Source organism: Pseudomonas helmanticensis (assembly GCF_900182985.1).
In the GTDB taxonomy this organism is placed as follows: Bacteria; Pseudomonadota; Gammaproteobacteria; order Pseudomonadales; family Pseudomonadaceae; genus Aquipseudomonas; species Aquipseudomonas helmanticensis.
Window position 1 is genome coordinate 2,689,533 of record NZ_FXUY01000001.1, and the last position, 20,891, is coordinate 2,710,423.

At 59.1% G+C, this 20,891-nt stretch carries 22 protein-coding genes; 8 read left to right on the forward strand and 14 right to left on the reverse strand.

Going from position 1 to position 20,891, the window contains the following annotated elements:
- Positions 1 to 135: 135 nt before the first annotated feature.
- On the reverse strand, positions 136 to 1,857 hold the full coding sequence (gene aceK, locus QOL84_RS11915; protein WP_129390573.1) for a bifunctional isocitrate dehydrogenase kinase/phosphatase: 1,722 nt from the start codon (positions 1,855 to 1,857) through the stop codon (positions 136 to 138).
- Positions 1,858 to 2,256: 399 nt separating this feature from the next.
- Between aceK and QOL84_RS11920 the strand changes: the two genes are divergently transcribed.
- Positions 2,257 to 3,165 carry a DMT family transporter gene (locus tag QOL84_RS11920; protein WP_283437316.1) on the forward strand — a complete coding sequence of 303 codons (909 nt, stop codon included), beginning with the start codon at positions 2,257 to 2,259 and terminating at the stop codon, positions 3,163 to 3,165.
- A 75-nt stretch (positions 3,166 to 3,240) separates the two neighbouring features.
- Here the strand turns inward: QOL84_RS11920 and QOL84_RS11925 are convergent, their stop codons facing one another.
- On the reverse strand, positions 3,241 to 4,104 hold the full coding sequence (locus QOL84_RS11925) for a DMT family transporter (RefSeq protein WP_129390567.1): 864 nt from the start codon (positions 4,102 to 4,104) through the stop codon (positions 3,241 to 3,243).
- A 96-nt stretch (positions 4,105 to 4,200) separates the two neighbouring features.
- A complete protein-coding gene (locus QOL84_RS11930; RefSeq protein ID WP_162835961.1) occupies positions 4,201 to 4,365 on the reverse strand; it encodes a hypothetical protein in 165 nt (54 codons plus the stop codon).
- A gap of 223 nt (positions 4,366 to 4,588) precedes the next feature.
- Between QOL84_RS11930 and QOL84_RS11935 the strand changes: the two genes are divergently transcribed.
- Positions 4,589 to 5,083: a hypothetical protein gene (locus QOL84_RS11935; protein ID WP_346772240.1), complete on the forward strand. Its 495-nt coding sequence runs from the start codon at positions 4,589 to 4,591 to the stop codon at positions 5,081 to 5,083.
- A 35-nt stretch (positions 5,084 to 5,118) separates the two neighbouring features.
- Positions 5,119 to 5,277 (forward strand): hypothetical protein, encoded by a 159-nt coding sequence (locus tag QOL84_RS11940; RefSeq protein ID WP_283437317.1) that lies wholly within the window; start codon positions 5,119 to 5,121, stop codon positions 5,275 to 5,277.
- Positions 5,278 to 5,334: 57 nt separating this feature from the next.
- Here the strand turns inward: QOL84_RS11940 and QOL84_RS11945 are convergent, their stop codons facing one another.
- On the reverse strand, positions 5,335 to 6,273 hold the full coding sequence (locus QOL84_RS11945; RefSeq protein WP_129390558.1) for an aspartyl/asparaginyl beta-hydroxylase domain-containing protein: 939 nt from the start codon (positions 6,271 to 6,273) through the stop codon (positions 5,335 to 5,337).
- A 256-nt stretch (positions 6,274 to 6,529) separates the two neighbouring features.
- Entirely contained in the window at positions 6,530 to 7,504 is a 975-nt protein-coding gene (cysK, locus tag QOL84_RS11950) for a cysteine synthase A (protein WP_129390555.1), read from the reverse strand.
- A 128-nt stretch (positions 7,505 to 7,632) separates the two neighbouring features.
- Between cysK and QOL84_RS11955 the strand changes: the two genes are divergently transcribed.
- Complete coding sequence (locus QOL84_RS11955; RefSeq protein WP_283437318.1) at positions 7,633 to 8,709, forward strand: DUF748 domain-containing protein; 1,077 nt, start codon at positions 7,633 to 7,635, stop codon at positions 8,707 to 8,709.
- Here the strand turns inward: QOL84_RS11955 and QOL84_RS11960 are convergent.
- Both QOL84_RS11960 and QOL84_RS11965 read right to left on the reverse strand, forming a co-directional pair.
- A complete protein-coding gene (locus QOL84_RS11960; protein WP_283437319.1) occupies positions 8,706 to 9,203 on the reverse strand; it encodes a helix-turn-helix domain-containing protein in 498 nt (165 codons plus the stop codon). The two genes, QOL84_RS11955 and QOL84_RS11960, sit on opposite strands and share 4 nt — an antisense overlap.
- A complete protein-coding gene (locus QOL84_RS11965; protein WP_283438652.1) occupies positions 9,191 to 9,421 on the reverse strand; it encodes a DUF4160 domain-containing protein in 231 nt (76 codons plus the stop codon). The genes QOL84_RS11960 and QOL84_RS11965 overlap by 13 nt, the downstream gene beginning before the upstream one ends.
- Before the next feature lie 201 nt (positions 9,422 to 9,622).
- Between QOL84_RS11965 and QOL84_RS11970 the strand changes: the two genes are divergently transcribed.
- The gene (locus QOL84_RS11970; RefSeq protein ID WP_038358424.1) at positions 9,623 to 10,468 is read left to right on the forward strand and encodes an AAA family ATPase; all 846 of its coding nucleotides are present in this window, start codon (positions 9,623 to 9,625) and stop codon (positions 10,466 to 10,468) included.
- Between the two features lie 12 nt (positions 10,469 to 10,480).
- Positions 10,481 to 11,659, forward strand: a complete 1,179-nt coding sequence (locus QOL84_RS11975) for a vWA domain-containing protein (protein ID WP_008085921.1) — start codon at positions 10,481 to 10,483, stop codon at positions 11,657 to 11,659.
- Between the two features lie 160 nt (positions 11,660 to 11,819).
- Here the strand turns inward: QOL84_RS11975 and QOL84_RS11980 are convergent, their stop codons facing one another.
- From QOL84_RS11980 to QOL84_RS11995, 4 genes are all read right to left on the reverse strand, one after another.
- Positions 11,820 to 12,737, reverse strand: a complete 918-nt coding sequence (locus QOL84_RS11980; protein WP_283437320.1) for a 5-oxoprolinase subunit C family protein — start codon at positions 12,735 to 12,737, stop codon at positions 11,820 to 11,822.
- On the reverse strand, positions 12,734 to 13,438 hold the full coding sequence (gene pxpB / locus QOL84_RS11985; protein WP_283437321.1) for a 5-oxoprolinase subunit PxpB: 705 nt from the start codon (positions 13,436 to 13,438) through the stop codon (positions 12,734 to 12,736). Before pxpB ends, QOL84_RS11980 begins: the two co-directional genes overlap by 4 nt.
- On the reverse strand, positions 13,435 to 14,187 hold the full coding sequence (locus QOL84_RS11990) for a 5-oxoprolinase subunit PxpA (RefSeq protein WP_283437322.1): 753 nt from the start codon (positions 14,185 to 14,187) through the stop codon (positions 13,435 to 13,437). The genes pxpB and QOL84_RS11990 overlap by 4 nt, the downstream gene beginning before the upstream one ends.
- Before the next feature lie 61 nt (positions 14,188 to 14,248).
- Positions 14,249 to 15,535, reverse strand: a complete 1,287-nt coding sequence (locus tag QOL84_RS11995) for an MFS transporter (protein WP_283437323.1) — start codon at positions 15,533 to 15,535, stop codon at positions 14,249 to 14,251.
- A gap of 159 nt (positions 15,536 to 15,694) precedes the next feature.
- Between QOL84_RS11995 and QOL84_RS12000 the strand changes: the two genes are divergently transcribed.
- The gene (locus tag QOL84_RS12000; RefSeq protein ID WP_283437324.1) at positions 15,695 to 16,609 is read left to right on the forward strand and encodes a LysR family transcriptional regulator; all 915 of its coding nucleotides are present in this window, start codon (positions 15,695 to 15,697) and stop codon (positions 16,607 to 16,609) included.
- Between the two features lie 143 nt (positions 16,610 to 16,752).
- Here the strand turns inward: QOL84_RS12000 and QOL84_RS12005 are convergent, their stop codons facing one another.
- The 3 genes from QOL84_RS12005 to QOL84_RS12015 are packed head-to-tail and all read right to left on the reverse strand — an operon-like array spanning position 16,753 to position 18,597.
- The gene (locus QOL84_RS12005; protein ID WP_283437325.1) at positions 16,753 to 17,295 is read right to left on the reverse strand and encodes a DUF2937 family protein; all 543 of its coding nucleotides are present in this window, start codon (positions 17,293 to 17,295) and stop codon (positions 16,753 to 16,755) included.
- A 12-nt stretch (positions 17,296 to 17,307) separates the two neighbouring features.
- Complete coding sequence (locus tag QOL84_RS12010; RefSeq protein ID WP_283437326.1) at positions 17,308 to 18,084, reverse strand: class II glutamine amidotransferase; 777 nt, start codon at positions 18,082 to 18,084, stop codon at positions 17,308 to 17,310.
- A gap of 15 nt (positions 18,085 to 18,099) precedes the next feature.
- Complete coding sequence (locus tag QOL84_RS12015; protein ID WP_283437327.1) at positions 18,100 to 18,597, reverse strand: MFS transporter; 498 nt, start codon at positions 18,595 to 18,597, stop codon at positions 18,100 to 18,102.
- Positions 18,598 to 18,822: 225 nt separating this feature from the next.
- Between QOL84_RS12015 and QOL84_RS12020 the strand changes: the two genes are divergently transcribed.
- On the forward strand, positions 18,823 to 20,877 hold the full coding sequence (locus QOL84_RS12020; RefSeq protein WP_283437328.1) for a S9 family peptidase: 2,055 nt from the start codon (positions 18,823 to 18,825) through the stop codon (positions 20,875 to 20,877).
- Positions 20,878 to 20,891: the final 14 nt, after the last annotated feature.

Consider the following 20,891-nt stretch of genomic DNA (forward strand, 5'->3'; position numbering starts at 1 on the left):
GCCTCACCGATCTGAACGCGCATCACCGAATCCATAATCGCCAAGCCCTTTCAGGTCGGTGCTTGACGCAAGCCATCTCGGTCGGCCCCCTCTCCCTCCGGGAGAGGGCTGGGGTGAGGGTGTTTTTTAAAAGGGCTATTCGTTATCGAGGCCTTTGCGGCGGTACGGGAAGACGTCGATGACTTTGCCGGCGCGAATCGCCTCTTGCAGGCTCTTCCAGTAATCGGCGTTGTACAGCTCGCCATGCAGTTGATCGAACAACTTGCGCTGCCCGGAATCGGCGAACAGGAACGGTGGAAATTCCTCGGGGAACACGTCCAGCGGTCCGATCGAGTACCACGGTTCGGAGGCCATTTCGTCTTCAGGAGTGCGCGGCGCAGGAATGTGGCGGAAGTTGGCTTCGGTGAGGAAGCAGATCTCGTCGTAGTCATAAAACACCACCCGACCGTGACGAGTAACGCCAAAGTTCTTCAGCAGCATGTCACCGGGAAAGATGTTCGCCGCCGCCAGTTGCTTGATCGCCAGACCATAATCCTCCAGCGCCTCGCGCACCTGCGCGTCGTTGGCGTTTTCCAGATAGAGGTTGAGCGGGGTCATTCGCCGCTCGGTCCAGCAGTGACGAATCAGCACCGTATCGCCTTCGACCGATACCGTCGACGCGGCCACTTCCAGTAACTCCTCAAGGCACGCCGGATCAAACTTGGTCAGCGGAAAGCGGAAATCGGCGAACTCCTGGGTATCGGCCATGCGCCCTACCCGGTCGACGCTTTTCACCAGCCGGTATTTCTCGATCACCGTCGCCCGGTCGACGTTTTTCGATGGCGAGAAACGATCCTTGATGATCTTGAACACGGTGTTGAAGCCCGGCAGGGTGAACACGCTCATGACCATGCCGCGCACGCCCGGGGCCATGATGAATTGATCGTCGGTGTTGGCCAGGTGATTGATCAGTGCACGATAGAACTCGGATTTACCGTGCTTGTAGAAACCGATCGAGGTGTACAGCTCGGCGATGTGCTTGCCCGGCAGGATGCGCCGCAGGAAGCCAATGAACTCCGCCGGCACCGGGACATCGACCATGAAATACGAACGGGTGAACGAGAAGATGATCGACACATCGGCTTCGTCAGTGATCAACGCATCGATCTGAATCCCGCGCCCTTCGCGGTGCAGCAACGGAATCACCAGAGGCCATTGTTCGTCGCGGGTGTAGATGCGTCCGACCAGGTACGCGCCCTTGTTGCGGTACAACACTGAAGAAAACAGCTCGACGGCCAGTTCCGGGTCCTTGCACACCCAGTCCGGCAGGTTCTCGCGCAATTGCGCTTCAAGGCGCTGCAGGTCGCCCGACAAATCGGCGTAATCCTCGCTGAAACGGTAGTCGGCGAAGATGCTTGCGAGCATCCCCGACAACTGGCCTTGTGGCTTGTAGGTGCGGGTTTGCGCGGCGCGGGCACGGCGCAGGCTCGGGCGCGTGGTGTGGATGAACATGCAGCCATCGCTGATCAGGTCGTGGCTGAACAGGCCGCAGAAAATCGAGTTGTACCAGGTCTCGGACAGCTCATCGTCGAAGCGCAGGTCGATGACGCTGATATAGGCGCTTTTCACCAGCGGCCAGCAATTGACGTTCATCAGCGCTTCGTCGTCGAAATATTCGCGCAGACGGGCGATGGTTTCGCCGACCTTCTCTTCATAGAGATTGATCCGCGCCGCCGACGCGGTTTGCGTCTCCTGCCAGCGCGCCTGCTCGAAGCGCTCGCGGGCGCCGTCGGTGATCCGGCGGAAATGCTCGCGGTAATCGTCAAAGCCATCGAGGATCATGCGGGCGATGTCGGTGGCTGGCCATTGCTGCGGCATAGAAGAGACCCTCGGCGTGCGTTTGGAAATCTGTGCCTGAGCTTAGCCACGTAAGCGTGCGCAGGTGAAGTGCAATTTCTGCCAAAAGCGCGGCAAGTTCGTACAGCGATCCCGGTAGTAGCCGAGCTTGCTCGCGACGGAGCCTTTGAGATCGACACAGTTTTTTGCAACTGACCCGCAGCATTACCATGCCGATCAATCAGGCGCCTGGGCTGGCGCGGCGCGTTGCCGGCGGTGACCTCAGCGGCCAGCCAGCAATTGTCGCGCCTGGCCGGTTGACCTCAACCGGCTGGTCAGGCGATTTGTGCTCCAGGTAAAAAAGTTAAACGCCCGAATAGCGGTTGCCTTCATCAGGGCGCTCGGCAACACTCTCGTCCCGATCAAGGAAGGAGCCCCGCCGTGAGCCCTGTCGATATGTTCCGTATGTTGTCGCTGGCAGCCATCTGGGGCGCGAGTTTTCTGTTCATGCGTGTGATTGCGCCGGTGATCGGCTCGATCCCGACGGCGTTCTTTCGCGTGTCGATCGCCGCCGCCGGGCTGCTGGTGATTCTTGGCCTGATGCGCATCAGCTGGGATTTCAAAGGCAAACTGAAAACCGTAATGCTGCTCGGCGTTATCAATTCCGGACTGCCGGCAACGCTCTATTCAGTCGCCGCGCAAGTGCTGCCCGCCGGCTACTCGGCGATTTTCAACGCCACCACGCCGTTGATGGGTGTGCTGATCGGCGCGTTGTTTTTCAGTGAGAAACTCACCATCGCCAAGTTCAGCGGCGTCTTTCTCGGTCTGGTCGGCGTCGGCGTGCTGACCCGTGCCGGTCCCGTTGCGTTCGACCTGCAACTGCTGATGGGCGCCCTCGCCTGCCTGCTGGCGACCACCTGCTACGGTTTTGCCGGGTTTTTGGCGCGGCGCTGGCTGGATCAGGCCGGCGGACTCGATCCGCGACTGTCGGCACTGGGCAGCATGCTCGGGGCGACGTTGTTTCTGTTGCCGCTGTTCGGCTACAGCGTCATCACCGCGCCACCGGCCAGTTGGGGCGGCTGGAATGTCTGGCTGTCGCTGCTCGGTCTGGGCCTGGGGTGTACGGCGTTTGCCTACATCATTTACTTCCGCCTGCTCAGCTCGATCGGCCCGGTCAAGTCGATGACCGTGACCTTCATGATCCCGCCGTTCGGTGTGCTGTGGGGGGCATTGCTACTGGATGAGCCGCTATCGATGGCGCATGTGTATGGCGGGGTGTTGATTGCGCTGGCGTTGTGGCTGGTGGTGAAACCTGCTGCGGTAAAACCTGTTGAAGTGAACACCCGGTAGGCGCTGACGCAGGCTCGATCTTTTGATTTCGATTTTTTGAAAGCAAGATCAAAAGATCGCAGCCTGCGGCAGCTCCTACAGGGGTTTACGGAATACGAATGCCAGGCCGATGATGATCAACAGCATGCCCAGCACGCTTAACGCCGCCAGGCGATTGCCGAAAATCAGGTAATCCATCACCGCCGTCACCGCCGGCACCAGATAGAACAGACTGGTGACATTCACCAGATTGCCCCGCGCGATCAGCCGATACAGCAACAGGGTCGCCAGCACCGAGACCACCAGTCCCATCCACAACACCGGCACGATGAAACCCGCGCTGTGTTCAAAGTGGAACGGCTGGAACGGCACGAAGATCGCGCACAACAACAGTCCCGCCAGGTACTGCACCGGCAGCGTACCGAGCGGATTGTCGGTGATGCGTTTCTGCATGATCGAACCCAGCGTCATGCTCGCCAGCGCCAGCAAACCGAAAAGCATCCCTGCCCACGACATCCCGGCCAGGCCGATGCCCTGGTAAACCACCATGATCAGCCCGGCCAGCCCCAGCGCCAGACCGAACATCCGGCTCGCCGAACGCTGCCGCTCCATCAACACCACGGTCAGGATTGGCTGTACGCCCATGATGGTTGCCATCACCCCCGGCGTGACTTTGCTGTTCAGGGCCAGCAGATAAAAAATCTGATAGGCCCCCAGCAACACCACGCCCGTGGCAATCGCGTAGAGCATCGGCTTGCCGCCCTTGGGCAACTTCAGCTTGAGCAACGGTGCCAGCAGCGCCAGCCCGCACAAGGCAATCGCGAAGCGAATCAGCAGAAAGGCAAACGGTGAAGCGTGGGCCAGGCCCCATTTGGAGAAGATCGCGCCACTGCTCCACAGCAGAACGAACAGGCTCGTGGACGTCGCCGCGAGCGCGGTTTTTTTCGAAAGGACAAACATGAATACCACCTGTAGTCAGGCAAATAGCCAACTCAGCCGAAGCTGAAATTCAGTAGAGGGTTTCTGGCGGGCGCAGGACTCAGCAAAAAATGCCGATCAGCCCGAAACGCCAACGCCCGGCGGTGAAACGACTGCGCACACCGGCGTGCTACTGACAGGTGGAGGGTAATGACTGATCTGCTTGGGCTGCTGATTCCCGCACGGCACGACGCCAGCGTTGACCGCTGAATCGACTACCGCGTTGATGAGGGATGCAGGCATTGGCGCAGATCTTTTTTGAAGGATTGGAATGTGAGCCGTGCGACTCACGAGCGCCGACTATAACCAGCGTGGGACATGGATTGCAATGATTTGGGCAAAGGGCCGGTAGCGACGAATTGATGACGACTGAATAGGCTTTGGAGCAACTGCAACACCTATCGATGGGGAGACATGGAATGCTCGAAATCATATGCCAAGGTAACGTAGTTATCTGCGCTATCAGTTGTATCGGTCGCTGGCCAGGAAGCAGGCAAGCATCGCCACTGCTCTGTTACAGCTACCAGCGGGACATGACCTGTCGAAAGTACGCTTTGAACCTATCAATGCCAAGGCACTAGGTGCATTTGAGCTTTGGGAAAATCCGCATTTTTGCTGGCGAGAGATTGCCGCATGGAAGTCACGAGAACCCTTGTCCCTGGAAATCGCGATCTGGTTTGAAGAACAGCTGTGCGGACTGTGCTTCGTCAATCCGAACAAAAGCCGCCAGCGCATTCGAATCGTGCGATTGGAAGGGCGGCCCGGAGTGCCTCACCCGCTTAAAAAGCGTATTGCGGTTTTGGCAATGGTGGCCATCGATGAGTTTGCGCAAATAATCGGTAGTAAATGCATTGAAGTACAGGAACCGATACCAGGAGCAATTCCGGTTTATACAAAACTCGGCTTCAAATTTGATTTGGAAGACCGCCTTGTCCTCGCAGTGGAGAGTAAAGTATCGTGAAAACTGTTCAAGTAATGATCAACGAGGGCGGGAGCATGCGTAAATCCGTGAAAAAATCCCCCACCAAGAAGAGATTTATCAAAACGGACGACAAGCTTGTTTCTTCCGAGCTATCAGTCAATCAGCAGCGCTTTCTTCAGCTACTGATTACAGGGATCGAAGACGAACCCAGCGTTCTCGCCGGACGGCGCTGACATGCAGGCAATAAAAAACCGCTCACAAGGAGCGGTTTTTTATTGCCTGTTCCAGCCTCAGCCAAACAGCCAATAGCCCAACAACGTCAAGACCAGCACCGCCAGCACCGGACGCATCACGCGGTAGGCCTTGGGATGGCGGCGTTTCCACTGTTTGACCACGCCACTGAACTTGTCGCTGAAATTCTTGCTCCAGGCGTAAGCCTGATTGATCCCGCCAACACGCTCATCATCGAGGTTCTGCGGCGCAGTTGCGCGGCCGAGCCAGGCGCTGATCGAGCGGTTGATGCGGGTCATGAAGCGGTTGCTCAACGGACGCTCGACGTCGCAGAACAGGATGACGCGGGTCTTTTCGGTTTCGTTCTTGACCCAGTGCACGTAAGTCTCGTCGAACATCACGTCTTCGCCGTCACGCCAGGCGTAGACCTGGCCGTCAACGAAAATCCGGCAGTCGTCGGAGTTTGGTGTCGACAAACCCAGGTGATAACGCAGCGAGCCGGCAAACGGGTCGCGGTGCGGGTTGAGATGGCTGCCGCCCGGCAGCAGCGCGAACATCGCGCCTTTTACATTGGGAATCGCACTGACCAGTGCCACGGTTTTCGGGCACAGGGTTTGCGCCGAGGGCAGCGGTTTGTCGTACCACTTGAGGTAGAAACGCTTCCAGCCCTTCTTGAAGAACGAGCCAAAACCGGCGTCGTTGTTCTTTTCGGCGGCGCGAATGTAGCCCTCGTCGAAGAGGTGCATGGCTTCGTCGCGAATGGTTTCCCAGTTATCGCGCAGGACATCCAGTTCCGGGAACTTGCTGCGATCCAGATACGGTTTCGACGGCACGCCGGAGAACATGTACATCAAGGCGTTGTACGGCGCGAACAGCGCCGAATGATTGACGAACTGACGCAGGACCGGCAAACGCGCCTTGCCGCGCAAATGCACATAGAGCGTGCTGCCCAGAAACAGCAACAGCACAAACGCCTTGGCGGCAAACGAAAAGGTCATCAACAACTCCTTGAATAAAGACAACGCTGCGCAAAGCCCTTTACCCGGCATGGCAGCCGGCCATGATAAACACTACCGGCCTCGGGAAAAACCCGCTTGCGCCAAGATTCAGTGTTAAGGATTGCGCAACAAAGCGCTTATTAACATAACGATCCTGAACCTTGGCTGACCTGAATCATGAAGATCAAAAGATCGCAGCCTGCGGCAGCTCCTACAGGGACGGATTGAATATCCAGGAACTGCTGCAGGCTGCGACTTATTGCTGGGTCTCCTGCTCGGTGAACAGATCGCTGAACAGCATGCTCGACAAATACCGTTCGCCTGAGTCCGGCAGAATCACCACGATGGTCTTGCCCTGCATTTCCGGGGTTTCGGCCAGACGCACGGCCACGGCCATCGCTGCGCCACAGGAAATCCCGCACAGAATGCCTTCTTCCTGCATCAGGCGCAGGGCCATGGCTTTGGATTCTTCGTCAGTCACTAACTCAACCCGGTCAACCATCGACAGATCAAGGTTTTTCGGTACAAAACCGGCACCAATGCCCTGAATCTTGTGCGGGCTGGGCTTGATCTCTTCACCGGCCAGCGCCTGGGTGATCACCGGAGAGGACACCGGCTCCACGGCCACGGAAAGAATCGGTTTGCCCTGGGTATTCTTGATATACCGCGAAACGCCAGTGATGGTTCCGCCGGTGCCGACACCCGCCACCAACACGTCGACAGCGCCGTCGGTGTCGTTCCAGATTTCCGGACCGGTGGTTTTTTCATGAATCGCCGGGTTGGCCGGGTTATCGAACTGCGCGGGCATGAAGTATTTGGCGCTGTCGCTCGCGACAATCTCCGCAGCCTTCTCGATCGCGCCTTTCATGCCTTTGGCCGGTTCGGTCAGCACCAGTTCGGCGCCCAACGCTTTCAACACCTTGCGCCGCTCGATACTCATCGAAGCCGGCATCGTCAGCATCAGTTTGTAACCACGGGCGGCGGCGACGAAGGCCAGACCGATACCGGTGTTGCCCGAGGTTGGCTCAACGATGGTCATGCCCGGTTTGAGCTTGCCGCTGCTTTCGGCGTCCCAGATCATGTTCGCGCCAATCCGGCACTTGACCGAATAACCGGGGTTGCGCCCTTCGATCTTGGCGAGGATGGTCACGCCACGCGGCGCAATGCGGTTGATCTGCACCAACGGCGTATTGCCGATGGAATGGGCGTTGTCAGCGAAAATGCGGCTCATGGCTGGGTCCTTATGCAGCGTTGAATTCAGCCTTCCAAGGTAAGCCTGTTGCCCAGCGCAGTCCAGTCGGGTCGAACGTCTGTGATCGCCGACAGTCAATCGCTTTACATCGTTCGGGAATTACCGCCATGAAGCGTCGCTACAGTTGGCCATTGTGGACTCTCGCAGGAATCGTCGTGCTGCTGATCGCGCTGCACATCGCCCTGCCCTACGTGGTGCGCGATTACCTCAACGACAAACTGGCCAACATGGGCGACTACCGTGGGCAGATCACCGATGTGGATCTGGCTTTATGGCGCGGGGCTTACAAGATCAACGGGCTGAAGATCGTCAAAGTCGACGGCAAGGTGCCGGTACCGTTCGTCAATGCGCCGCTGATTGATCTGGCGGTCAGTTGGCATTCGCTGTGGTACGACCATGCGGTGGTGGCACAGGTGAAATTCTTCAATCCTGAGGTGAATTTCGTCGATGGCGGCGCCAACAAGCAAAACTCCCAGACCGGTAAAGGCACCGACTGGCGTGCGCAACTGGGCAAGTTACTGCCGATCACCCTCGACGAAGTGCAGATTCATGAGGGCAAGATCAGCTTCCGTAATTTCAACTCGAAACCGCCGGTCAACATGAACGCCACGAACGTCGAGGCCAGCATCTACAACCTGACTAACGTCGTCGATAAACAGGGCAAACGCGATGCCCGTTTCGAGGGTAAAGCTCTGCTGCTCGGCCACGCACCGCTGGAAACCACCGCCACGTTTGACCCGCTGAGCAATTTCGAAGACTTCGAATTCCGTCTGCGCGCCAAGGACATCGAACTCAAAAGCATGAACGACTTCGCTTCAGCCTATGGCAAGTTCGACTTCAACGCCGGCCACGGTGATGTGGTGATCGAAGCCCAAGCCAAAAAAGCGCAAGTCAGCGGTTACATCAAGCCGCTACTGCGCGACGTTGAGGTGTTCAACTGGCAGCAGGACGTGGAAAACAAGAACAAGAGCATCTTCCGCTCGGTCTGGGAGGCGCTGGTGGGCGGCACCGAAACCGTGCTGAAGAACCAGGCAAAAAACCAGTTCGCCACCAAGGTCGAACTCAGCGGCAACGTCCATCAGCAAAATATCAGCGCGTTCGAAGCGTTTTTGCAGATATTGCGTAATGGCTTTGTTCAGGCATTCAATGCGCGGTATGAACGGCCGAAGCCGGATGCGGGTTAGGTTTTGCGGTTGACGATATAGCGACCAGACGCCTCTGCTGCCAAAGTTGAGTTTTGTTGCAGTGAATCCCAGCCCAGACAAGCCAGCGCCAGCGAACGTGGCACTGCCTCACGTCCATTGCTGTAGCGACTGATGCTGCGGGCGCTGACACCCAGTGCCTCGGCAGCCTGATTAAGAGACAGCCCCGTTCGGGCGCGCCAATCAATAAAAATACGGGTGTTCTCATCGGCTGCGTTTTGAGCCAGCGCATCCATATAAAGCGTGTCTGCGCCAATCTGTATATCAGGTTCAAGCCATTCTACAGTCCAGCCCTCATCGTCCATTGTCACAGTGGCAAACACTTCGGGATCGAGCAAAGGTTTCAGACCTGGATAAGCTTGAATATCCTCGCCGAGATAAAGTGTCAGTTCCTGACCATCAATAAAGGTCAGTGCCAATCGAAAATCTGACAGTGCTTGCACAGCCGACAGACGAGGCCTTTTCATGGATAACATCGTTTCCAGTCCTCCAACTGTTGCACTTGATGAGCCGCGACCCACATCAGCGCTTCCTTGATAATCAGGGGCGGCGCCTTGCCCGTCATCACTTCAACGGTCTCCAGACTCAGCATCACATCCACGCCTCCACCGATCAGGTGGACATGGGGCGGAGGGTGATCCTTCTCGCGCAACTGAATGCGGTATTTGTCGCGAAATCGGTATTTAGTCGTCATGCCCGAGAGGCTATCGCCAAATCGGCGATACATGAATACTGGCCAAGCGCCGAGACTGAGTCAACATGTGACGCCCCATTCAGAGACTGAATAAGCCGTCTGCGTTCACAGTCGACCGGCCTGCGCGTTATAGTCGGGCATCCGATTATTTCGCCCCCGCCCTGCCCGTTCAGGTCGGCGTTACCGTTCGAGGATTAGCAGATGAAGTTCGAAGGCACCCAGGCCTACGTCGCCACCGATGACCTGAAGCTGGCGGTCAACGCCGCCATCACCCTGGAGCGGCCGCTGCTGGTCAAGGGCGAGCCGGGCACCGGCAAGACCATGCTCGCCGAGCAACTGGCCGAATCGTTCAATGCCAAACTGATCACCTGGCACATCAAGTCCACCACCAAGGCGCATCAGGGCCTCTACGAGTACGATGCGGTCAGCCGTCTGCGCGACTCGCAGCTGGGCACTGAAAAAGTCCACGACGTGCGTAACTACCTGAAGAAAGGCAAGCTCTGGGAGGCTTTCGAGTCCGAGGAGCGGGTCATTCTGCTGATCGACGAGATCGACAAGGCCGACATCGAGTTTCCCAACGACTTGCTGCAAGAACTCGACAAGATGGAGTTCTACGTTTACGAGATCGACGAGACCATCAAGGCCAAGAAACGCCCGATCATCATCATTACCTCCAACAACGAGAAAGAGCTGCCGGACGCTTTCCTGCGCCGCTGCTTCTTCCACTACATCGCCTTCCCGGATCGCCCGACCCTGCAGAAAATCGTCGACGTGCACTACCCGGACATCAAGAAGGATCTGGTCAGCGAAGCGCTGGACGTGTTCTTCGATGTGCGCAAGGTGCCGGGCCTGAAGAAGAAGCCGTCGACCTCGGAACTGGTCGACTGGCTGAAGCTGCTGATGGCCGACAACATCGGTGAAGCGGTGTTGCGCGAACGCGATCCGACCAAGGCCATCCCGCCACTGGCCGGTGCTTTGGTGAAGAATGAACAGGACGTGCAACTGCTTGAGCGCCTGGCGTTCATGAGCCGTCGCGGCACGCGCTAAGAGGCTGATGCCATGTTGCTCAACCTGTTCAATGAAATGCGTGCAGCCAAGGTGCCGGTGTCGGTGCGCGAGCTGCTCGACCTGATCAACGCGCTGAAACAGCGCGTGACCTTCGCCGACATGGACGAGTTCTACTACTTGTCGCGGGCGATTCTGGTGAAGGACGAACGCCATTTCGACAAGTTCGACCGCGCGTTCGGTGCCTACTTCAATGGCCTCGAAAAGCTCGACGATCACTTGCAGGCACTGATTCCCGAAGACTGGCTGCGCAAGGAATTCGAGCGCTCGCTGAGCGACGAAGAGCGCGCGCAAATCCAGTCCCTCGGCGGTCTCGACAAACTGATCGAAGAGTTCAAGAAGCGTCTGGAAGAACAGAAGGAACGTCACGCCGGCGGCAACAAATGGATCGGTACTGGCGGCACCAGCCCGTTCGGTTCTGGTGGTTTCAACCCGGAAGGCATTCGGGTTGGCGATGCCGGAAAACGTCAGGGCAAAGCGGTGAAAGTCTGGGATCAGCGCGAGTACAAGAACCTCGACGATTCGGTGGAACTGGGCACGCGCAACATCAAGGTTGCGCTGCGTCGCCTGCGCAAATTCGCTCGCCAGGGCGCGGCGGAAGAACTCGACATCGACGGCACCATCGACCACACCGCGCGCGACGCCGGCTTGCTGAATATCCAGATGCGCCCGGAGCGGCGCAATACGGTGAAGCTGTTGTTGCTGTTCGACATCGGCGGTTCGATGGACGCGCACGTGAAGATCTGCGAGGAGCTGTTCTCGGCCTGCAAGACCGAGTTCAAGCATCTGGAGTACTTCTACTTCCACAACTTCGTTTACGAATCGGTGTGGAAGAACAACATGCGCCGCACCTCCGAGCGCACTTCGACCCAGGATCTGCTGCACAAATACGGTGCCGACTATAAGGTGATTTTCATTGGTGATGCCGCCATGGCGCCGTATGAAATCACCCAGGCCGGCGGCAGCGTCGAGCACTGGAACGAAGAACCGGGTTATGTGTGGATGCAGCGTTTCATGGAGAAGTACAAGAAACTCATCTGGATCAACCCGTATCCGAAAGATACCTGGGGGTATACCTCGTCGACCAATATCGTGCGGGACTTGATCGAGGATCAGATGTATCCATTGACGTTGCGCGGGCTTGAGGAAGGGATGCGGTTTTTGTCCAAGTGACGACCAGATTGTTCCCAGGCTCTGCGTGGGAATGCATCCAGTGACGCTCTGCGTCACAGGGACGCGGAGCGTCCCTGGCGGCATTCCCACGCGGAGCATGGGGACGATCAAAATTCACGTTCCCCTGTAGGAGCTGCCGCAGGCTGCGATCTTTTGATCCTCAACCCAATCGCCGCAAATACTCGACATGCTCACGGTGCGCGACATCTTGCACCACCGGCCGCAACCACACCTTTGCCCCCGGCAGACACTGCGCCAACCGCGCCAACGCCAACGGCGTCAAAGCGCCCAACCGTGGATACCCGCCAATCGTCTGCCGATCATTGAGCAACACAATCGGCTGCCCATCCGGCGGCACCTGCACCGCGCCCAAGGGAATCCCCTCGGAAATCATCGGCTGTCCCTGATACTGCAAAGCCTTGCCCAGCAGACGAATGCCCATGCGATCGGCGCGGCTGTCGAGCGTCCAGGCACTGTTGAACACGTCAAACAGACTCTGCCCGCTGAACTGGCCAATCTGTGCGCCGAGCACCAGATCCAGCGGCGCAGTCGATTGCAAGTCCGGCCGTAGCGCCAGCGGCACTTCGCGAACCCACAGCGATTCCCCGTGATAACTCAACGCCGATCCCTTGGCCAACGACAAGCCCATGCCATCCAGACCGCCGAGCTCTTCGCGCACCACCGTGGCACTGCTGCCCAATACCTTCGGCGCCGCAAAACCACCGGGCGCCGCCAGATACGCCCGAGCGCCGAGCAGCGGCTGGGTAAATCGCAACGTCTGCCCTTTGCCCAACTTGAAACTGCGCCACGGCGCCAGCGGCTGACCATCAATCTGTGCGCCCAGATCAGCACCGGCCAGCGCCAGCAAACAATCTTCTTCAGCCAGCACGGTAAAACCGCCGAGGGTGATTTCGATCACTGCCACATCCAGTCCATTGCCCAGCAGCCAGTTGGCCCAGCTCATCGAGCACCAATCCGCCGCACCGCCCTGGGTCACGCCCAGATGCCGCACGCCAAATCGCCCGGCGTCCTGCAACAGGCACAGCGGCGTACTCGCCTCAATCGTCAGTCGGCTCATGCCTGCGCCTCCAATGGCGTGTCATCGCCGCCCAGTCGGATGAATTCGGCGTGGCTCACCGCTTCGAAACGCACGGTGTCGCCGGGTTGCATCAGACTGTAGCCGTCACGATGGCGGTCGAACAGCTTCGCCGGCGTGCGACCGATCAGGTTCCAGCCACCGGGCGAGACCACGGGATAGGCAGCCGTTTGCCGCTCAGCAATTCCGACGCTGCCGGCGGCGACTTTCTTGCGCGGCGTGTTCAAACGTGGCGCCGCGAGAATTTCTTCGACCAACCCCATAAAGGCAAAACCCGGCGCAAAACCGAGGGCGAATACCTGATATTCGCGGCCACTGTGGCGCCGAATCACCTCCTCCACCGCCAGCCCGCTGCGCTCGGCAAGCAAGCTCAGCTCCGGGCCGACGCTCAAGTCATACCAGACCGGCACCACGTGGCATTGCCCAGCGTTGCGCGCATTCGGCGACAGATCGATCAGCGCCTCAGCGATCAATTCACGCGCCTGGTTCGGGCTTAAAACCGTCAGATCGTAATGCACCATCAGCGTCGTATACGACGGCACCAGATCGATCAATTGCTCGCCGAATACCGCACGCAAACGCTCATTGGCGGCGAGCATCCACGGCATGTTGGCCTCAGCGATTTCGTCGAACAGGCGCAGCATCAGGCAATCCAGTGCCACCACTTCAATCCTTGGGTTCATTGTGCATCCTGCTGATTCAAGGCCTCGCGAATACGCTGCACGGCGGCCACCGAACTGGCGTTGTCGCCGTGCACGCAGAGAGTGTTGGCGTGCAGGCGCAAGACGCTGCCGTCGTTGGCGGTGAGATTGTCGCCACGGGCAATGGTCAGCGCTTGCTCGATGATTTTTTCCGGCTCGTGATGCACCGCGCCGGGCAGTTGCCGCGAAACCAGTTTGCCAGCGCTGTCGTACGCGCGGTCAGCGAAGGCTTCGAACAACAGCGTTACGCCGTACTCATCGCCGATTTGTTGCGCGGCAGAATTATCGCGAGTGGCCATCAACATCAGCGGCAGACTTCGATCGTAAGCCGCTACGGCCTGAATCACCGCACGCAGTTGCGCCGGGTTGGCCATCATGTCGTTGTACATCGCGCCGTGAGGTTTGACGTAACTGACTCGACCGCCCTGCGCCTTGCAAATGCCGTCGAGGGCGCCGATCTGATAATGCAGGATGTCTTGCAGCTCTTGCGCCGAATACGCCATGGAGCGGCGGCCGAAGCCGACCAGATCCTGATAGGCCGGATGCGCGCCGATCTGCACGCCGTGGCTCAGCGCCAGGCTGACGGTCTTGCGCATGATGCTCGGGTCGCCGGCATGGAAGCCGCAGGCGACATTGGCGCAATCGATGAAGGGCATGACCTCGGCATCCAGACCCATGGTCCAGCTGCCGAAACTCTCGCCAATGTCGCAATTCAATAGCAGGCGGCTCACGGTGAACACTCCTGTAGGGCTTGTCTTTTTATCTGTAGGAATTCGTTTCGCAGGTTATCAGTTACTGCGCATCGAGTTGCTTGCCACGGGTTTCCGGCAGGCTCAAGGCCGCGATAATCACCACGCCGTAAGACACCGCCGCAAACGCGCCAATGCCGACGCTCAACGGTACTTTCTGGCTAAGCAGGCCGATCAGCAGCGGAAACAATGCCGCCAGCGCCCGACCGATGTTGTAGCAAAAGCCCTGCCCCGAACCACGAATGCGTGTAGGAAACAGCTCAGTCAGAAACGCGCCCATGCCGCTGAAAATCCCCGAAGCAAAGAAGCCCAGCGGGAAGCCCAGCCAGAGCATCACGCCGTTGCTGACCGGCAATTGCGTGTAGAGCAGAACGATGGTGAACGAGCCGACCGCGAACAGGATGAAGTTCTTTTTCCGGCCGAGCAGATCGGTCAGATAGGCGCTGATCACATAGCCGACGTAAGAACCGACGATCACCATCGCCAGATACCCGCCGGTGCCGAGCACGCTCAAGCCGCGCTCATTTTTGAGGAAGGTCGGTAGCCACGAGGTAATCGCGTAATAACCGCCCAGCGCGCCGGTGGTCAGCAGCGAAGCGCGGAACGTGGTGAAGAGCATGCCGGGCGCAAAGATCTCGTAGAACTTCGACTGATTCTCTGGCGTTTGCCGGGCCTTGGCCTCGCGATAGATCTCCGGGTCCTTGACCAGTCGACGCACGAAAATCACGAAAATTGCCGGCACGATGCCGAGAATGAACAGCGCGCGCCAGGCGTCTTCTGGTGGCAACACCGAGAACAGCAGCGCGTACAGAATCGCCGTCAGCCCCCAGCCCAGCGCCCAACCGGATTGCACCATGCCCACCGCTTTGCCGCGATCCTGGGCGCGGATCACCTCGCCAATCAGCACCGCGCCGGCCGTCCATTCGCCGCCGAAACCGAAGCCCATCAAGGTGCGGGCGATCAGCAATTGTTCGTAGTTCTGCGCGAAGCCACAGAGGAAGGTGAAGAAGGCGAACCACAGCACGGTCAGTTGCAGGGTGCGCACGCGGCCGATGCGATCGGAAAGAATCCCGGCGACCCAACCGCCAATCGCCGAAGCAATCAAGGTGCTGGTGTGAATCAGCCCGGCCTCGCCGGTGGTGATGCCCCACATCGCAATCAGCGTCGGCACGACGAAGCTGAGCATCTGCGTATCCATGCCATCCAGCCCGTAGCCGATCTTGCAGCTCCAGAACGTGCGGCGCTCCTGCTGGTTGATGTTGCGATACCAGTCGAACGGCCCGGGACGCGCCGTTACCGTGGATGCTTTTAGGGTGTCGGGAGCACTCATGGCTTATCTCCGCAGGTTTTTTATTGGTCTTGTTCGTAGCCCCGACGACGCCTATCGTGGGAACCGCATGCGCCGATTTTTCGTCGCAGCACCCTCTCGCGTCCAACGAATAAAAACCCGCCTTAGGCATAAGAAAAATTTGTCAGCCGAGCCTTGCCCATGAACCTGAAGTTTCTCGAGACCTTTGTCTGGGTCGCCCGCCTGAAGAGTTTTCGCCTCACCGCCGACAAGCTGTTCACCACTCAGGCGTCGATTTCCAGCCGCATTGCGGTACTGGAAGGCGAACTGGGGGTGAAGCTGTTTCTGCGCGATTCACGCGGTGTCAGTCTGACGCCGGAAGGTTTGAAGGTGCTGGAATATGCCGAGCAGATGCTCGACACCATGTCGGCGCTGAGGCAGTCGATCGAGACCCGCTCAAGCAAGGTCGGCCGGGTGCGCATCGGTGTAATGGACACAGTGATCCACACCTGGCTGAGCCCGCTGGTGGCGCAGATGACCGATCTGTATCCACGGGTGGAAATCGAGTTGGTGGCGGATACCTCGCTGAACCTCTGCGATCAGCTGCAAAAAGGTTTTCTCGACCTGATCCTGCAAACCGACCTGGTGCGTCATGAAAGTGTGCGCAGCCTGGAGCTGGCCAGCCATCCGCTGGGCTGGATTGTCGCCAGCAATTCGATCTACAACCGCGACTACGCCGACCTCGCTGAACTGGCGCAGGAGCGAATCATCACTTACTCGAAAAACTCCCGGCCGCATCAGGATCTTCTCGCATTGATGCAGGCGAACGGCGTAATGGCGCCGCGCTTGAATTGCGTGAATTCGGTGTCGGCGATTACTCGGCTGTTGCGCGATGGCTTCGGGGTTGGCGTGCTACCGCCGGTGCTGGTGGCTGAAGAGCTGGCGCGGGGCGAATTGACCTTGTTGGCGATTGATCAACGGCCACCGAATTTGCAGGTGGTGGTGTCGTGGCGGGTGGGGGTGGAGTGGGTCGAGGAGATTGTGACGTTGTGTCAGCAGGTGTTGGCGGGGTATGCGCAGAAGGTCGGTGATGGGTATGTGGTTTTGAACCCCTGAACAGCAAAAGATCGCAGCCTTCGGCAGCTCCTACATGATCGTTCCCACGCTCCGCGTGGGAATGCCTCAATGGACGCTCCGCGTCCGCTTTGGGACGCGGAGCGTCCCGGGCTGCATTCCCACGCAGAGCGTGGGAACGATCATCAGAGGCCGCGCACGTCGCGGTCTTCGATCGGCCGGCTCTGACGCAGGCGCTTGCCGCCCAGCACCACCCAGTCGATCAGGCGGAACAGGCATTCAATCCCGAACGACAGCAGCAAAGCGCCGCTCATGCCCCAGATCATCGCTTCCGGGGTCAGCAGAATCTGATAGCTGTAACCGTTCCAGGTTTCCTTGCGAATATCCGGATCCGCCGCCAGCACCACTTGCAGGAAGCGGATGTACCACGGCCCTTGCATCGCCTGGAACTGTTTATCCAGCGCAGTCTGCCGATTGAGCAACGTGCTCAGGCTGTCGGCATCGCTGCGAAAAACCGGGTCTTCGCTGGCGCGGTAATGCGCGACCAGCGCCTGGATATCGCCCTTGAAAAACTGCTCGGCAGTGCCCTGGAAGCCGCGCAGGCCGGTTTGCGCTTCGATCAGGTGCGCCTCGACGCGTTTCGCGTAATCGTTGATGAACCCCGGCACCTGGACACCGATCAACAGGCCCGCCGCAAACAACACCAGCCGTAGGTAACTGAGCAACATGGGGTGCAATCCTTATTCGGTCTTGCCAAGGCTTACGCATTCGCCGCGTCGCCACAGGCTCCATTGGCCCGGTTCGTAGCGGGTCCAGGTTTCGTTTTCGGTCAAAGGCTCGGTGGCGATCACCGTCACCACGTCGTTGGGCGTGGTTTCGGCCTGGAAATCGACGATCACGTCGACGTCCTTGAGCCGCGCCGGGCCGAACGGTGCGCGCCGGGTGATCTGTGCGAGTTTGGTCGAGCAATAGCAGAACAGCCAGTCGCCGTCGCTGAGCAGGCAGTTGAACACGCCTTTGCTGCGGTATTCGGCGCACGCGGCCACCAGATCCGGCAGCAGCTCTTCTATATCGACCGGCTCCGGAAAAGCTGCACGCACGCGGTTGAGCAAATCGCAGAACGCCGCTTCGCTGTCGGTATCGCCGACCGGGCGGTAGAAACTCTTGATCGGGGTGAAATCGGCGAGTTGGCCATTGTGCGCAAAACACCAGTTGCGCCCCCACAGCTCGCGGACGAACGGGTGGGTGTTGGACAGGCAGACTTTGCCGACGTTGGCCTGGCGGATGTGGCCGATGACCACTTCGCTCTTGATCGGATAACGCTGCACCAGGTTGGCCACTTCCGACTCGCTGCTCGCCGCCGGGTCCTGAAACAGACGCAAGCCACGGCCTTCATAGAAGGCGATGCCCCAGCCGTCACGGTGCGGGCCGGTGCGGCCGCCGCGCTGCATCAGGCCGGTGAAGCTGAACACGATATCGGTCGGCACGTTGGCACTCATGCCCAGTAATTCACACATGTGCGGACTCTCGGGTTACAGGCGCGGCTCGACCCGCATGCGCTGCGGGTTATTCGGCAAAGGTGGGCGGCCGTAACGGTCATCCCCGGCACCGCCGAACGGTTGATCGTCGTCGCGGTCATCGGCGCGGGCCGCAGCCTTGGCGGATTCAGCCTGTTCGCGGCGCGCTTTGGAGGCCCGTTCGATCGGGAAACGGATCAGCACGAAGATCAGGTAAAGACCGAAAGCGATCATGCTGTACATGAACAGATCGGAAATCGCCCGCCAGGCGTTGTTGCCGACCTTGAAGGCCAGATCCAGCGCGGTAATGGCGATGGACGGTGCAACCTTGGCTTTCACCGGGTCAATGATGGTCGGGCTGAACAGCAACACCGCCATCAGCACGCGCAGCGGTTCGCGCAGCCAGCGCCACATCCAGGTAGTCAGGCGCATCCATACCAACAGGCAGCCCACAGCGGCAAAGGCGTAGAGGCCCCAGGCGATCAGATAGTCGTTCTCGGTCATGGTGTCCATGGCAAGGCAGGCAAAGAGGCGCTTATAGTAACGACTTTTCGCCCGCCAGGCTTGTCCCAATAGACACACGACCTGTAGGAGTGAGCCTGCTCGCGATGACGGACAGCCTGACAACATTGATGTTGAATGTGCCGGCCTTATCGCGAGCAGGCTCACTCCTACAGGGTCTGCGACGGTTTCAAAAGCTGCGAAAACCCTATTCCGTAATTTGTCCGAGAGCCATTCATGCCTGAATCCGCCAACGTCATCAGTGCCCCGATTGCCCACAAGGCTGCCGGTGCCGACCCGTATGCCTGGCTGCAGGAACGCGACACCGACGCGGTGCTCGATTACCTCAAGGCCGAAAACGCCTACCAGGAAGCGCAAACCGCCGATCAGGCCGAATTGCGCGAAACCCTGTTCGAAGAGATCAAGGGGCGGATTCTGGAGACCGACCTGTCGCTGCCTTCGCCGTGGGGCCCGTACCTGTATTACACGCGCACCACGGCGGGCGACGAATACGCTCGGCACTATCGCTGCCCGCGTCCGGCGGACGACAGCCTGAGCCTCGACGAAAGCCGCGAACAATTGCTGCTCGATCCAAATGAACTGGCCAACGGCGGATTCTTCTCACTGGGCGCGTTCAGCATCAGCCCCGACCACCAGCGCCTGGCCTACAGCGTCGACGCCTCGGGCGATGAGATCTACACGCTGTTCGTCAAGGAACTGGCCAACGACAAGGTCAGTGAACTGGAATTCGAAGACTGCGACGGCAGCATGACCTGGGCCAACGACAGCCTGACGCTGTTTTTCGGCGTACTCGACGATACCCATCGCCCGCACAAACTGTTCCGCTATCGCCTCGATGGCACGGCTGCCGAAGAGGTGTTCCACGAGGCGGACGGGCGTTTCTTCCTGCATTGCTACCGTTCCAGCTCCGAACAGCAACTGCTGCTGTCGCTGGGCAGCAAGACCACCAGTGAAGTCTGGGTGCTCGATGCCAATCAGCCGCACCTGCCGTTCACTTGCCTGGCGCCACGGGTCGAAGATCATGAATACGATGTCGATCACGGTCTGCTCGATGGCGTCTGGACGTGGTTTATCCGCACCAACCGTGACGGCATCAACTACGCCCTGTATCAGGCCCCGGACACCGGCACGGCGCCGACTGAAGCCGACTGGCAAAACCTGATCCCGCACAGCGACACGGTGATGCTCGACGGCGTCAGTCTCAACACCGAAGCCATGACCCTGAGCCTGCGCGAAGGTGGTCTGCCGATCATCGAGGTTCACCCGCAGGGTCTGGCGCCGTATCGCGTGCAACTGCCGGATGCGGCCTACAGCCTGTATGTGCAAAACAGCCAGGAGTTCGAGAGCGACCGTATTCGTCTGCGCTACGAGGCGTTGAATCGGCCGGCGCAAGTGCGCCAGTTGATCTTGGCGAGCGGCGAACAAACTGTTTTGAAAGAAACTCCGGTGCTCGGCCCGTTCGACGCCGACGCCTACGTCAGCCAGCGTCTGTGGGCGACGGCGCCGGACGGTACACAAGTGCCGATCAGTCTGGTGATGAAGCGCGAAATGCTCGGCAAAGCAGTGCCGCTGTATCTGTACGGTTACGGCGCTTACGGCTCGAGTCTCGATCCGTGGTTCTCCCACGCCCGCCTGAGCCTTTTGGATCGCGGCATGGCCTTCGCCATCGCCCATGTGCGCGGCGGCGGAGAACTGGGTGAAGCCTGGTATCGCGCCGGCAAGCAGGAGCACAAGCACAACACCTTCAGCGACTTCATTGCCTGTGCCGAGTTTCTGATCCTCAACGGCATTACCACCGCCGAGAAACTGGCGATCAGCGGTGGCAGCGCCGGCGGTTTACTGATCGGTGCAGTGCTTAACCAGCGCCCGGACCTGTTCGGCGTGGCGATTGCCGAAGTGCCGTTTGTCGACGTACTTAACACCATGCTCGACCCAGATCTGCCACTGACCGTCACCGAATATGACGAGTGGGGCAATCCCGAGGAGCCGGAGGTCTACGAGCGGATCAAGGCTTACGCGCCGTACGAAAACGTCCGTGCGCAGCATTATCCGGCGACGCTGGTGATTGCCGGCTACAACGACAGCCGCGTGCAGTATTGGGAAGCGGCCAAGTGGGTGGCGAAATTGCGCGCGACCAAGACCGATGACAACGTGCTGCTGCTCAAGACTGAACTGGGCGCCGGGCATGGCGGGATGAGCGGGCGTTATCAGGGATTACGTGACGTAGCGCTCGAATACGCATTTGTTTTCAAGGTTTTGGGCCTGGCTTGAGGAACTCCGTCGGT